Source organism: Pseudomonas sp. M5A4_2d (assembly GCF_053345295.1).
The window spans coordinates 294269-308606 of record NZ_JBKEZW010000002.1; the positions used below are offsets into that span (position 1 = coordinate 294269).

The following is a 14338-nucleotide window of genomic DNA, read 5'->3' on the forward strand; positions in this document are numbered from 1 at the left end:
AAGCCAGCTCCCACAGTTGCAATGCATTCTTCTGTGGGAGCCGGGCTTGCCCGCGATGGCCGCACCTCGATTTAGAGCGTTTTTGCCGAGGCCGGGTTGATCATCCGCGTCAGCCCCAAATTCTTCAGCGCCAGTTGAAGCGAGCTGTGGATAACTTGCGGGTTGTCGATGGTCATCAACTCAGCCAGCAACTCCTTGGCCATGCTCAGGTTTACCTGGCGCAGCAACCACTTCACCTTCGGCAAGTTGGTGGCGTTCATCGACAGGCTGTCAAAGCCCATCGCCATCAGCAGCACCGCTGCCGCCGGGTCGCCGGCCATTTCACCGCAAATGCTCACCGGCTTGCCTTCGGCATGGGCGTCGCGCACCACGTGCTGCAAGGCTTGCAGTACCGCCGGGTGCAGGTAGTCGTAGAGGTCGGCCACCCGTGGGTTGTTGCGGTCCACGGCCAGCAGGTATTGGGTCAGGTCGTTGGAACCGACCGAGAGGAAGTCCACTTGCCGCGCCAGTTCTTTAGCCTGGTACACCGCCGCCGGGATTTCGATCATCACGCCAATCGGCGGCATCGGTACGTCGGCGCCTTCGTCGCGTACTTCGCCCCAGGCACGGTGGATCAGGTGCAGTGCTTCTTCCAGCTCATGGGTGCCGGAGATCATCGGCAACAGAATGCGCAGGTTGTTCAGGCCTTCGCTGGCCTTGAGCATGGCGCGGGTCTGGACGAGGAAAATTTCAGGGTGATCAAGGGTTACACGAATGCCGCGCCAGCCAAGGAAGGGGTTGTCTTCCTTGATCGGGAAATAGGACAGTGACTTATCGCCGCCGATGTCCAGGCTGCGCATCGTCACCGGTAACGGGTGGAAGGCGGACAGTTGCTCGCGATAGATCGCGAGCTGCTCCTTTTCACTCGGGAAACGCTGGTTGATCATGAACGGCACTTCGGTGCGGTACAGCCCGACCCCTTCGGCGCCACGTTGTTGTGCGCGGGCCACATCGGCGAGCAGGCCGGTGTTTACCAGCAACGGCACGCGGTGGCCGTCGAGGGTCACGCACGGCAGCTCGCGCAGCGAATCGAGGCCCAGCGCCAGCTGTTTCTCTTCTTCCACCACTTCGGCGTATTGCTTGCGCAACAGCTCGCTGGGGTTGGTAAAGACTTCACCGCGATGCCCATCGACGATCATGTCGATGCCGTCGACCTTGGAATACGGCAGGTCCACCAGGCCCATCACCGTCGGGATGCCCATGGCCCGAGCCAGGATCGCGACGTGGGAGTTACCCGAACCCAATACCGAGACCAGGCCCACCAGTTTGCCTTCCGGCACTTCGCCGAGCATCGTGGCGGTCAGTTCTTCACTGATCAAAATGGTGTTGTCGGGGTAGACCAGGTTGGTGGTGCGGTCTTCCTGCAGGTAGGCCAGCAGACGGCGACCCAGGTCACGCACATCCGAGGCGCGCTCGCGCAGGTAGGCGTCGTCCATCAGTTCGAAACGGTTGACGTGATCGGTGACCACCTGGCGCAACGCGCCCTGGGCCCACTGGCCGGTCTTGATCACGGTTTTGACTTCATTACCCAGCGACGCGTCGTCGAGCATCATCTGGTACACGTCGAACAGCGCGCGCTCTTCGGGGCGCAATTGTGTAGCCAGCTTGGTCGACAGGTTGCGCATATCCGCGCGCACGCCTTCCAGGGCGGTCTTGAACAGTTTGATTTCAGCGTCAATGTCGTTGACGGTCTTGTCCGGCACCACATCGAGGTCGGCCGGTGGCAGCATAACCACCGCGGTGCCGACGGCAGCGCCCGGCGAACCCGGTACGCCGACGAACTTGGCTTCCTGGATGCCCTTGCCCTGGCGACCCAGGCCGCGAATCGAGCCGGTGGCTTCGGCATGGGCGATAACCCCGGCCAACTGCGCACTCATGGTCACGAGGAAGGCTTCTTCACCCTCGTCGAACTGGCGGCGTTCTTTTTGCTGAATGACCAACACGCCGACAACGCGGCGGTGGTGAATGATCGGTGCGCCGAGGAACGAGGCGTAACGCTCTTCACCGGTTTCGGCAAAGTAGCGGTAACGCGGGTGATCGGCCGCGTTTTCGAGGTTGAGGGGTTCTTCACGCGTCCCCACCAGGCCCACCAGACCTTCATTGGGCGCCATGCTGACTTTGCCGATGGAGCGCTTGTTCAAGCCCTCCGTGGCCATCAGCACAAAACGGTTGGTCTCGGGGTCCAGCAGGTAAACCGAGCAGACCTGGCTGCCCATGGCTTCCTTGACGCGCAACACAATAATCCCCAACGCCGCCTTGAGATCCTTGGCGGAGTTAACTTCCTGGACGATCTTGCGCAGCGTATTGAGCATGGCTCGGGGTCGAACTCCGTCGTCAGTCGCGCGCTAAAAGGCGCGGGGCAAGCTCTTTGAGAGCGCGACGATAAACCTCGCGCTTGAATGTCACCACCTGGCCCAACGGGTACCAATAGCTGACCCAGCGCCAGCCATCGAACTCCGGTTTACCGGTCAAATCCATCCGCACCCGCTGCTCGTTGGAGATCAGGCGCAGGAGAAACCATTTCTGCTTCTGGCCGATGCACAGCGGTTGGCTGTGCGTACGCACCAGGCGTTGCGGCAAACGATAGCGCAACCAGCCGCGAGTACAGGCCAGAATTTGCACATCTTCGCGCTCAAGGCCGACTTCTTCATTCAACTCACGGTACAAGGCGTCTTCAGGGGTTTCGTCGGGGTTGATTCCGCCTTGAGGAAACTGCCAGGCATCTTGGTTGATTCGGCGAGCCCATAGCACCTGTCCGGCATCATTCGTAAGAATAATCCCGACATTAGGACGGAAACCATCGGGGTCGATCACGGCAACAACCTCGCAAACGCATGTCGCCGCATTGTTCCACAAAGGTTGATCCAGCGGCAACGAGGCTTCTTACCTTATGTGCACTCTTGTGAAAAGACCGTATTCTGGACGCCTTTTTACAGACTTTTCAGCGAGTAACTGCAATGCGCCTGGCTTTATTCGACTTGGACAACACGCTTCTGGGCGGTGACAGCGATCACGCCTGGGGCGATTACCTCTGCGAACGCGGAATTCTCGACGCGGTGGCCTACAAGGCGCGCAACGATGAGTTTTACCAGGATTACCTGGCCGGCAAGCTGGATAACGCCGCTTACCTTAACTTCTGCCTGGAAATCCTCGGCCGCACCGAGATGGCCCAGCTGGACGAATGGCACAACGACTATATGCGTGACTGCATCGAGCCGATCATGCTGCCGCAGGCCGTGGAACTGCTGGCCAAGCACCGTGCCGCCGGCGACAAGCTGGTGATCATCACCGCGACCAACCGCTTCGTCACCGCACCGATTGCCGCGCGCCTGGGGGTTGAAACCCTGATCGCCACCGAGTGCGAGATGGAAAATGGCCGCTACACCGGGCGCAGCACCGATGTGCCGTGCTTTCGCGAGGGCAAGGTGACGCGCTTGAATCGTTGGCTGGAAGAAACCGGGCATAGCCTGCAAGACAGCTACTTCTACAGCGATTCGATGAATGACTTGCCGTTGCTGGAGCAGGTGACCCACCCGGTGGCGGTGGACCCGGACCCGAATCTTCGGGCTGAGGCCGAGAAGCGTGGCTGGCCGGTGATTAGCCTGCGCGGCTGATAACGCCTTCGCGAGCAAGCCCGCTCCCACATTGTGACCGCGCTCCCTCTGAAGGAACCGGCTCGAATGTGGGCGCGGGCTTGCTCGCGAATGAAGTCGACTCGGTCCCAAGCCTTACATCGGCTTAGCCACCATCAAGTAAAAAATCGCCACAAACGCCAGAAACGCCGGCCAGCCCAGGCCAAACCACCAACGCATATAGGTTGTCGCCTTGATCGGCATCGCCGTGCCGTCGCGCAACGCCTGCTCCGCCATCTTGTGCACACGAATCTGCAACCACACCACCGGCAGCCAGCAAATCCCCGCCAGGCAATACAGGCCGACGGTCCATTGCAGCCAGCTCTGCTGCATCGACCAACCCGCCAAATGCATCAAGCCGACCCCGCTCAAGGGCTGGAGCACCGCCGTGGTCGCGGTAAACGCCCAGTCGGCGAACACCAGGTGCTTGAAGGTCACGGCGATCACTTCAACCTTGCCACTGCGCCAAGCGCGCAAGGCGTAGTAAGCCGAGCCTGCGCCCAACCCGAACAGAATGGTCGACGACAGGATATGCAGGGTTTTCAGCAGCAGGTAAGCGCTCATCGCCGGGGTTCAGTCCAAAGAAGCCAAAGAGTAGCCACCATGAGTACCAGGTTTTTGGCGACGGCCGCGTAGGGATCAAACCAGTAATGGGGCAGGATTATGCTGATAACCACGGTATACCCGGCCATCAACAACAATTGCAGGATCAGTGTCTGCCTGCGCCAACGCGTGACCAGTAACCCCAAGCCCAACAGGCCATCACACACGGCCCCGGCGATCACGGCCAACGTCGCCCAAGCGCCTTGCACGCCCGCCTCGGCCAGGATGCGCAGGCCCCAGTCATAACCCGGGCCAAGGCAGACCACTGCGGTGCCCAGCCAGATCAGCACCATCACCGCCAGCATCAGCGGGCGGACAGTGCGTTGACTACTCACTGTTGCCGTCGGCCAATCCCGCAGCCGCGAGGCCAGCGGCGCGGCTGTATAGCCGCACACCGAGGCCAGCACCTCGGGGTCGGCCACATTGTCCTGTTGCGCCAGCGCGATACTTTGTCGATTCAACGCCCGCCAACCCAGGCGGTCTCCCAGCCAACCGCCCCACCCCAGCAACGGCACTTGCACGTATCGGCCCGCGCCCCAGCCCTGGGCGGCACGCAAGTGGTCAACGACTTCGGACAGCCGCATCGGCTCAGGGCCCACCAACGGGAGCACCATTGATTCGGCCGGCCACTGCCGCAGCAGCGCCAGCACCGCACCGACCACGTCATCGATGTGCACGGGTTGCAGGTGGGCGTTGAGGTCCAGCAACGGAATCAACGGCCAAGGCGAAAGCCCGGCCAACCACGCACTGCTGGCGCCGCCTGCGCCCACCACCAATGAAGGCCGCAGCACGACACTCGTTTTGCCCAGGCTTAGCAGATAATCATCCGCCGAGCCTTTGCTGGCCAGGAACGGCACATCGGAGTGCGCCGAGGCCCCCAGGGCAGAAATCTGCAACACCCGCACACCGCGCCGGGCCGCCAGATCAAACAGCACGCGGGCGCCCTGATCCTGGACACGGCTCAACTGCGCTGCATCCACGCTCAGCAGGCCCGCCGCATTGATCAATAAATCAACAGATTCAGGAAAAACAAAGCACTCGGGGTCGATCGCCAACCGGCTCAAATCCAGCGACCGCCACTCTACCCCCGGCCCATTCTGACTGCGAGGCTCGCGACACGTCGCGATCACGCGGTGCCCCGCTTGCTGCAAGGCACGCAACAGGTGGCCGCCTACAAACCCTGTGGCGCCGACCAAAAGAACGTTCATGAAGATCCTTTAAACCGGTTTGGCGCCCATCAAACCGGCAATTGCCACAAACCCCACCAGGCTGACTACCGCCAGCACCAGGGTGAAATTCAGGTTGCCGCCTTCGCCTTTGCGCAGGCGATTAAGCCGTGCCACCAGCCAGAACCAGGCCAGCGCTGCCACGGTGTAGAGGATGCTGGAACCCAGAATCCAGGTTTGCCCCAGCGGCCAGCCGATCAGGTGCACCAGCCACCAGCCGGTAAACGGCATGCTGACAAGGCTTATCCCCATCAACAACCACACGAACACCCAAGGGCGTTGCACGGTAGCGGCCGGGCCGGCGCTGCGTTTACGCCAGGCCAGTACCGCCAGGCCGAGGCCGCTGAGCAGCAGCAACACGGTGGCGGTGATGTGGATAACCTTGAGGGTGGTCAGCGTTTCCATGGTCTCGATTCCTTATAGGCCGCTCAGTCAGCGTAGTCGCTCAACCGAGGAACAGCTGGTAAGCCGGGTTTTCGCTTTCATCCCAATACGGGTAGCCGATTTGTGCCAACGCGGCCGGCACCAGGTGACGCTCGTCTGCCGGTACTTGCAGGCCTGCGACCACACGGCCGTCGGCCGCGCCGTGGTTGCGATAGTGGAACATCGAGATGTTCCAGCGCCCACCCAATTTGTTAAGAAAGTTGAACAGCGCGCCCGGGCGCTCCGGGAATTCGAAACGAAACACCAGTTCATCGCTGACTTTAGCCGCGTGGCCGCCGACCATATGGCGGATGTGCAACTTGGCCAGTTCGTTCTCGGTCAGGTCCAGCACCGGGAAGCCCTGGCTGGTCAGGCTGGCGATCAACGCGCTGCGCGGGTCGTTTTCGGGGTGCGTCTGCACGCCGACGAAGATGTGCGCCTCACGCCCGGAGTGGTAGCGGTAATTGAATTCGGTGATCTGGCGCTTGCCCACCGCTTCGCAGAACGCCTTGAAGCTCCCCGGCTTCTCGGGGATGGTCACGGCGATGATGGCTTCGCGGCCTTCACCCAGCTCGGCGCGCTCGGCTACGTGACGCAGGCGGTCGAAGTTGACGTTGGCGCCGGAGTCGATGGCCACCAGGGTTTGCCCGGTCACGCCACGGGTCTCCACGTACTTCTTGATCCCCGCCACACCCAATGCACCCGCCGGCTCAGTGATGGAGCGGGTGTCGTCGTAGATATCCTTGATCGCCGCACAGATTTCATCGGTGCTGACGGTAATCACTTCATCCACATAGTCTTTGCAGATGTCGAACGTGTGCTGGCCGATCTGCGCCACCGCCACGCCATCGGCAAAAATGCCGACGGTCGGCAAGATCACGCGCTCGCCCGCGGCCATGGCGGCTTGCAGGCAGTTGGAGTCGTCCGGCTCGACGCCGATGATCTTGATCTCCGGGCGCAGGTATTTCACGTACGCCGCGATACCGGCGATCAGCCCGCCGCCGCCCACCGGCACAAAAATCGCGTCCAGAGGCCCCGGGTGCTGGCGCAGGATTTCCATCGCCACGGTGCCCTGCCCGGCAATGGTGTGTGGATCATCGTAAGGGTGAATGTAAACGTAGCCTTTTTCGTCGACCAGTTTCAGCGAGTAGGCCAGGGCTTCCGGGAAGGAATCACCGTGCAGCACCACTTTGCCGCCACGCGAACGCACGCCTTCGACCTTGATCTCCGGCGTGGTCTTGGGCATCACGATGGTGGCCTTGACCCCCAGCACCTTGGCCGCCAGGGCCAGGCCCTGGGCGTGGTTGCCCGCAGAAGCGGTGACCACGCCGCGCGCGCGTTCTTCGGCGCTCAGTTGGGTCAGCTTGTTGTAGGCGCCGCGAATCTTGAACGAGAACACCGGCTGCAAGTCTTCACGCTTGAGCCAGACCTTGTTGCCCAGCCGCTCGGAGAGCTGGCGAGCGGTCTGCAATGGGGTTTCTACGGCAACGTCGTAAACGCGCGAGGTGAGGATCTTTTTGACGTACTGTTCAAGCATCGGCAGGCATCACTGAGCGGGTTGGGCAGGGCCAAGGAGTCTAACCCGGCTTTTGGCCGGGCGACCACACGAATCCCGAGGTTTTGTTGGGTTATACTCGCCGCCCTCGATAACTCCCCGCCCGTTCCGGAGCCCGCATGACCCAGGATCAACTCAAACAGGCAGTGGCCCAGGCCGCCGTCGATTTAATCCTTCCTAAACTCGACGACAAAAGCATCGTCGGTGTCGGCACCGGCTCCACCGCCAACTGCTTTATCGATGCGCTGGCCCAGCACAAGGGCGCGTTCGACGGCGCCGTGGCCAGCTCCGAAGCCACCGCCGCGCGCCTCAAGGGCCATGGCATTCCAGTGTACGAGCTCAACACCGTGAGCGACCTGGAGTTCTACGTGGACGGCGCCGATGAAAGCGACGCACACCTGAACCTGATCAAAGGCGGCGGCGCAGCCCTGACCCGCGAGAAGATCGTCGCGGCCGTGGCCAAGACCTTTATCTGCATTGCCGACGCCAGCAAGCTGGTGCCGGTACTCGGCGCGTTCCCGCTGCCGGTGGAAGTCATCCCGATGGCCCGCAGCCACGTCGCCCGTGAGCTGGTGAAACTGGGCGGAGACCCGGTGTACCGCGAAGGCGTGTTGACCGACAACGGCAACATCATCATCGACGTGTACAACATGCAGATCACCAACCCGGTGGAGCTGGAATCCCAGATCAATGCGATCGTCGGCGTGGTCACCAACGGTTTGTTCGCGGCGCGCCCGGCTGATGTGCTGCTGCTGGGTACTCCCGAAGGTGTGAAAACCCTCAAGGCCTGACACTCACGGCTGTGCTTCCTGTGGGAGCTGGCTTGCCTGCGGTGCAAACGCCTCGGTGTATCATTAGAACCGAGGCGTTTGCACCGCAGGCAAGCCAGCTCCCACAGTTGATCCCATCGATTAAAAGATCGATGTAACAAAAACGCTCCTTTTCGCAGCATCCCCCTCCGACATCGTGCGCCATGCCACGCCATCTCCCGCCAAACGGGGCTCAGTGGACAAAAGCTTTGCCGCGCATTAGTCGGCGGCCAGTTGGCGATCATCCCGCAGCCGGGCGTCTATGCCGACCATTCGCTGTGCGTGAAATGGATTTTTGATCAGGGCTTTTTGAACACGTAGAACAGGTTCGGCTCGCTGACCACATACAGCGAGCCCTCGTCATCCATGGCGATCCCTTCGGCCTGAGGCACACGCTTTTCAAGGCCATGGCGCCCGTTGAGCAGAGAAAGACTGCTCAACGGGCGCCCATCGATACCCAGTTCCAGCACCAGGAACGATTCATCCGACAGCGCCAGCAGATGGCCGCTGCGCTCGTCGTATTGCAAGCTCGACAGGTCGCGCACAAACAGCCCGGCATCGCGCTTGGGGTTGTTGATCACGTGCACCGAGTAGGTTTTTTCCGGTTTGAAATGGGGAAACCCATGGATCTCATAGATCAGCATCGGGTCGCGCTCCTTGGCCACAAACAGACGCTTGCCCACCGAGTCGTACGCCAGGCCCTCGAAGCCGTTGTTACCACCGATGTGCACACCCAGCGTCATCTGCTCCGCATCGGCGGCGTCGAGAAATTGGGTGTCGTCATTCACATGCACTTTGATCAGTCGCTGCTGGCTCTCATCGCTGATGACGTAGATGTTATCGCTGATGAACTCCACCGCCTCCGCATCGCCAAACCCCACCAGAGGAATCCGCCGCAGGATCTTGCCGTCCAGGGACAGCTCGACCAGCTCGGCGTTTTTATTGGTGACCGTAAACAGGCTTTTGCGCACCGGGTCGTAGGTGAGGGCCGAGACGTTATCGTCGAGACCGTCGATGACTTTGGCTTGCAGGCTGACGCGGTAATCACCCAGGCCAATGGAGCGCTCGTCGGCAGGTTGGCGCCATGCCTGGAAATTGAACCAGCCACGCTCAAACAAGCGAAAGTGCTGTGCGACCACCCCGGCGGCAACCAGGGCGAGCAGCATCACGATAAAAAACGCAGGTTTGGGGCGGGCAAGTCGACGCATCAGGCAAGCTCAAAGACAAAAAGTGGCGAATAAATATCACGCCCTTCTGAATTTAAACTTAAACGCTGCCGGGTGTCTGGTGAATGCCGCTTATAGAGCAGTAACCGACGCAATCGTCGGTTATTTTTGCTTTTCGAAGCGATAGAACAAGTTCGGCTCACTGACCATATACAGCGTGCCGTTCTCGTCCATGGTCACGCCTTCCGCCCGGGGAATGGTGTGCTTGAGGCCGTTGAAGCCGCCAAGCAGGGTGATGAAGCTGACTTGCTCGCCCTTCTCATCCAACTCCAGCAGCAGGTGGGAGTCGGCCGACAACACCAGCAAGTGCCCGGTGCGCGGGTCGACAGCCAGAGCCGAGATGTTGCGCATGTCCAGCGCGGTGCTGGCGATCTTTTGCTTGTCGCCGGTCAGGGTGCTGCCATCGCTTTTCCAGGTGAACAGCGCCGGCGGGCGCTCTTCGCCGAGTACGATTTGCTGGTTACGCTTGTCCCAGGTCACGCCTTCAAAGGCTTTGTTCTGATCCTTGGACGGGCCCAGGTCGTAAGTCTTGAAGTCGGCGAAGTTCAGTTGCTGGGTGCTGGCGTCAACGTTGACCACGGTCAGGGTGTGCATGCGTTCATCGACAATGGCCATCAGGCCGTTCTCCATGACTGTCACACCTTCCGGGTTGTTCCAGCCGTTGAGCGGCATTTTGCGCAGCACATCGCCTTGCAGGCTCAGCTCAACGAGGAACGGGTTTTTGCCCATGACGGAAAACAGGGTTTTGGTCTGCGGGTTATAGGAAACGTCCGAAGCCTCGTCCTTCTCCATACCGGGCAGCAATTTGGCATCGATAACCGCACGGTAGTCCGGCAGCCACACGCTCGCTTGTCGTTCAGCCGGCGATTCAAAGCGCTCCGCCACCCACAGCACGCCGCGATCATCCCAATGCATCGCCCAGACAACGCCATACACAATCACCCCGGCCAGAAATAGCCAGGAATACCAGCGCAGGGCAAAACGGGAACGGGGTTTGGATTTAACGGAAGGCAGGAGCACGGCCATTGAGCGCTTTTCCAGAAAGTCAGCTTTAGGTGATAGCACAGGATCAACGGGCCCGCGCGCACGAGGCAGGGGATTATCCGGATGGCGTGTGAAAAAAATGCAAAACCCTCCGATTCTGCTGATGTACGCAATCAAATGTGGGAGCGGGCTTGCTCGCGAATGCGGAGTGTCAGTCACCGAATGTTTTGACTGGTACACCGCATTCGCGAGCAAGCCCGCTCCCACATTTTTGACCGCGTTTGGCCTGGTTCTTAGCGAACGCTGCTTTCGAAGCGGCTCACGCCCGCCAGCTCCAACACCAGCTCATCGCCCACATTTAAAGGGCCCACACCGGCCGGGGTGCCGGTGAGAATCACGTCACCCGCCTGCAGCGAGAAGCAGCCGGCCATGTGCTGGATCATCGGGATGATCGGGTTGAGCATCTGCGAGCTGTTGCCGTCCTGGCGCACTTCGCCGTTGATGGTCAGGCGAATGCCGATGTCGGTCACGGCCGCAAAGGTGCTGCTCACCACAAACGGTGCAATCACCGCGGCGCCGTCAAACGACTTGGCGATTTCCCACGGCAGGCCCTTGGCTTTCAGCTCGGCCTGCTTGTCGCGCAGGGTCAAATCCAGTGCCGGGGCGAAGCCGGAGATGGCGTCCAGCACTTCTTCACGGCTTGGCTTGGTCGACAAGGGTTTGCCGATCAGTACCGCGATTTCCGCTTCGTAGTGCACCGAACCGCGCTCGGTCGGGATGGCGAAACCGCCTTCCAGTGCTACCACACAACTGCCCGGCTTGATGAACAGCAAGGGCTCGGTCGGTACCGGGTTGTCCAGTTCCTTGGCATGTTCGGCGTAGTTACGCCCGATGCACACCACTTTACCCAGGGGAAAGTGGATGTTGGTGCCGTCGACGTACTTGTGCTGGTAGCTCATGAAACGACTCCTTCAGGGGCGGTTAAACAGCGAAGATCTTGCCAGGGTTCATGATCCCGTTAGGGTCGAACACCGCTTTCACTGCCTTCATGTATTCGATTTCAACCGGCGAGCGGCTGTAGGTCAGGTAATCGCGCTTGGTCATGCCCACGCCGTGTTCAGCGGAGATAGAGCCGTTGTACTTCTCGACGGTCTCGAACACCCACTTGTTCACGGTGGCGCACTTGGCGAAGAACTCGTCTTTGCTCAGGTTTTCCGGCTTGAGGATGTTCAGGTGCAGGTTGCCGTCGCCAATGTGGCCGAACCAGACAATTTCGAAGTCCGGGTAATGTTCGCCGACGATCGCGTCAATTTCCTTCAAGAACGCCGGGACCTTGGAGACGGTCACCGAGATGTCGTTCTTGTACGGCGTCCAGTGGGAAATGGTCTCGGAGATGTACTCGCGCAGTTTCCACAGGTTGTGCAGCTGGGTTTCGCTCTGACTCATCACGCCGTCCAGCACCCAGCCCTGCTCGACGCAGTGCTCGAAGGTTTCCAGGGCGTGGTTGGCGACCTCTTCGGTGGTGGCTTCAAATTCCAGCAGCGCGTAGAACGGGCACTCGGTTTCGAACGGCGCCGGTACATCGCCACGGCCCATGACTTTGGCCAGCGCCTTGTCGGAGAAGAACTCGAAGGCGGTCAGGTCCAGTTTGCTCTGGAACGCGTGCAGCACTGGCATGATCGAGTCGAAGTCAGTGGTGCCGAGCACCATGGCGGTGAGGTTTTTCGGCGCACGGTCCAGGCGCATGGTGGCTTCCACCACAAAACCCAACGTACCTTCGGCGCCGATAAACAGCTGGCGCATGTCGTAACCGGTGGCGTTCTTGATCAGGTCGCGGTTCAGCTCCAGTACGTCACCTTTGCCGGTGACGACTTTCATGCCGGCGACCCAGTTGCGGGTCATGCCGTAGCGAATCACTTTGATCCCGCCGGCATTGGTGCCGATATTGCCGCCAATCTGGCTCGAACCGGACGACGCGAAGTCCACCGGGTAGTACAGGCCTTTTTCTTCGGCGACGTTCTGCAATTGCTTGGTGACCACGCCCGGCTGGCACCTGGCGGTGCGGTCGGTGAGGTTCACGTCGAGGATCTGGTTCATGTAGTCGAACGACACCACCACCTCGCCATTGGCGGCAACGGCGGCGGCCGACAAGCCAGTACGCCCCCCGGACGGCACCAGTGCCACCTTGCGTTCATTGGCCCAGCGGACGATGGCCTGCACCTGTTCGGTGGTCTTCGGGAAGACGATGGCGACCGGAGCCGGGGCGAAGTGCTTGGTCCAATCCTTGCCGTAAGCCTCCAGGGAGTCTGCATCGGTCAGCACTTTGCCGGGCTCAACCAGGGTCTTTAGCTCATCAATCAGGGCAGGATGGGTCATCGACAGAACTCTCGAACAATTCATGGTCATCCTGAGAACGCTTCACGTCGCAGGAATAGGTGTTTAGCGGGGCGCGTATGCTAGCATACCGCCCCCGCAGGACAGAGCCCAAGGGCGTTCTGCGGTGACGGCTTTCCTGCCGTCCGGGTCAGCTCTTGTGCACTGGTTCAGGGCACTAACTGCTCGATTCCCTGCCATTTTTCTCCGGGATACAGGTTTACGCAGATGAGCAAGACTTCTCTCGATAAGAGCAAGATCAAGTTCCTTCTTCTGGAAGGCGTCCACCCATCGGCTGTCGACGTACTGAAAGCCGCTGGGTACTCCAGCATTGAGTACATCACCAGTTCTCTGCCGGAAGCCCAGTTAAAGGAAAAGATCGCCGACGCGCACTTTATCGGCATTCGCTCCCGCACTCAGCTGACCGAAGAGATCTTCGACCACGCCAAGAAGTTGGTGGCTGTCGGCTGTTTCTGCATCGGCACCAACCAGGTCGACCTCAACGCAGCGCGCGAGCGCGGCATCGCGGTGTTCAACGCACCGTACTCCAACACCCGTTCCGTTGCGGAGCTAGTGCTGGCCGAGGCTATCCTGCTGTTGCGCGGCATCCCTGAGAAGAACGCTTCCTGCCACCGTGGCGGCTGGATCAAGAGCGCGGCCAACTCCTTCGAAATTCGCGGCAAAAAGCTGGGTATCGTCGGTTACGGCTCGATCGGCACGCAGTTGTCGGTGCTGGCCGAAGGCCTGGGCATGCAGGTGTTCTTCTACGACACCCTGACCAAACTGCCGCTGGGCAACGCCACTCAGGTGTCGAGCCTGACCGAGCTGCTGGGCATGTCCGACATCGTCACCCTGCACGTTCCGGAAACCGCTGAGACCCAGTGGATGATCGGCGAGAAGGAAATCCGCGCGATCAAGAAAGGCGGAATCCTGATCAACGCTGCACGCGGCACCGTGGTCGAGCTGGACGCCCTGGCTGACGCGATCAAGGACAAGCACCTGATCGGCGCCGCTATCGACGTGTTCCCGGTGGAGCCACGCTCCAACGACGACATCTTCGAAAGCCCGCTGCGTGGCCTGGACAACGTGATCCTGACCCCGCACATCGGCGGCTCCACCGCTGAAGCCCAAGCCAACATCGGCCTGGAAGTGTCGGAGAAACTGGTCAAGTACAGCGACAACGGTACGTCAGTGTCCTCGGTCAACTTCCCGGAAGTGGCCCTGCCGGCTCACCCTGGCAAGCACCGTTTGCTGCACATCCACCAGAACATCCCTGGCGTGATGATGGAGATCAACAAGGTCTTCGCAGAAAACGGCATCAACATTTCCGGTCAGTTCCTGCAGACCAACGAGAAAGTCGGCTACGTGGTAATCGACGTAGACGCCGAGTACTCGGACCTGGCGCAAGAGAAGCTGCAACACATCAACGGCACGATTCGTAGCCGCGTGTTGTTCTAAGGTTTCAACC

Annotated in this window: 13 protein-coding genes; 3 read left to right on the forward strand and 10 right to left on the reverse strand. The window is 60.5% G+C overall.

Translation table 11 applies throughout. From position 1 onward, the window contains the following. Window positions 1–71: 71 nt before the first annotated feature. Together ptsP and ACLBW8_RS08330 are read right to left on the reverse strand one after the other, a co-directional pair. Window positions 72–2351: a phosphoenolpyruvate--protein phosphotransferase gene (gene ptsP / locus ACLBW8_RS08325; RefSeq protein ID WP_064454588.1), complete on the reverse strand. Its 2280-nt coding sequence runs from the start codon at window positions 2349–2351 to the stop codon at window positions 72–74. 22 nt (window positions 2352–2373) lie between these two features. Beyond that, window positions 2374–2853, reverse strand: a complete 480-nt coding sequence (locus ACLBW8_RS08330) for an RNA pyrophosphohydrolase (RefSeq protein ID WP_003176750.1) — start codon at window positions 2851–2853, stop codon at window positions 2374–2376. Window positions 2854–2996: 143 nt separating this feature from the next. Between ACLBW8_RS08330 and ACLBW8_RS08335 the strand changes: the two genes are divergently transcribed. Continuing rightward, entirely contained in the window at window positions 2997–3653 is a 657-nt protein-coding gene (locus tag ACLBW8_RS08335) for a histidinol-phosphatase (protein WP_221295849.1), read from the forward strand. Window positions 3654–3767: 114 nt separating this feature from the next. On the opposite strand, the gene ACLBW8_RS08340 is transcribed toward ACLBW8_RS08335, so the two are convergent. Genes ACLBW8_RS08340 through ilvA form a run of 4 tightly spaced genes read right to left on the reverse strand, consistent with a single transcriptional unit; the run spans window position 3768 to window position 7460 of the window. Next, on the reverse strand, window positions 3768–4235 hold the full coding sequence (locus ACLBW8_RS08340; protein ID WP_221295850.1) for a DUF2269 family protein: 468 nt from the start codon (window positions 4233–4235) through the stop codon (window positions 3768–3770). Continuing rightward, window positions 4232–5482 carry an SDR family oxidoreductase gene (locus ACLBW8_RS08345; RefSeq protein ID WP_447805146.1) on the reverse strand — a complete coding sequence of 417 codons (1251 nt, stop codon included), beginning with the start codon at window positions 5480–5482 and terminating at the stop codon, window positions 4232–4234. The genes ACLBW8_RS08340 and ACLBW8_RS08345 overlap by 4 nt, the downstream gene beginning before the upstream one ends. 9 nt (window positions 5483–5491) lie before the next feature. Next, window positions 5492–5905: a DUF2269 family protein gene (locus ACLBW8_RS08350; protein WP_447805147.1), complete on the reverse strand. Its 414-nt coding sequence runs from the start codon at window positions 5903–5905 to the stop codon at window positions 5492–5494. 40 nt (window positions 5906–5945) lie between these two features. Then, complete coding sequence (ilvA, locus tag ACLBW8_RS08355; protein ID WP_053258525.1) at window positions 5946–7460, reverse strand: threonine ammonia-lyase, biosynthetic; 1515 nt, start codon at window positions 7458–7460, stop codon at window positions 5946–5948. Window positions 7461–7597: 137 nt separating this feature from the next. Between ilvA and rpiA the strand changes: the two genes are divergently transcribed. Next, window positions 7598–8269, forward strand: a complete 672-nt coding sequence (gene rpiA, locus ACLBW8_RS08360; RefSeq protein WP_221295852.1) for a ribose-5-phosphate isomerase RpiA — start codon at window positions 7598–7600, stop codon at window positions 8267–8269. Between the two features lie 317 nt (window positions 8270–8586). Here the strand turns inward: rpiA and ACLBW8_RS08365 are convergent, their stop codons facing one another. From ACLBW8_RS08365 to ACLBW8_RS08380, 4 genes are all read right to left on the reverse strand, one after another. Next, window positions 8587–9495 (reverse strand): SdiA-regulated domain-containing protein, encoded by a 909-nt coding sequence (locus ACLBW8_RS08365; protein WP_064454594.1) that lies wholly within the window; start codon window positions 9493–9495, stop codon window positions 8587–8589. Window positions 9496–9615: 120 nt separating this feature from the next. Further along, complete coding sequence (locus ACLBW8_RS08370; protein ID WP_447805148.1) at window positions 9616–10539, reverse strand: SdiA-regulated domain-containing protein; 924 nt, start codon at window positions 10537–10539, stop codon at window positions 9616–9618. Window positions 10540–10790: 251 nt separating this feature from the next. After that, a complete protein-coding gene (locus ACLBW8_RS08375) occupies window positions 10791–11456 on the reverse strand; it encodes a fumarylacetoacetate hydrolase family protein (protein WP_447805149.1) in 666 nt (221 codons plus the stop codon). 22 nt (window positions 11457–11478) lie between these two features. Further along, window positions 11479–12873 (reverse strand): FAD-binding oxidoreductase, encoded by a 1395-nt coding sequence (locus tag ACLBW8_RS08380; RefSeq protein WP_064454597.1) that lies wholly within the window; start codon window positions 12871–12873, stop codon window positions 11479–11481. Between the two features lie 225 nt (window positions 12874–13098). Between ACLBW8_RS08380 and serA the strand changes: the two genes are divergently transcribed. Next, complete coding sequence (serA, locus tag ACLBW8_RS08385; RefSeq protein ID WP_010167810.1) at window positions 13099–14328, forward strand: phosphoglycerate dehydrogenase; 1230 nt, start codon at window positions 13099–13101, stop codon at window positions 14326–14328. Window positions 14329–14338 lie beyond the last annotated feature (10 nt).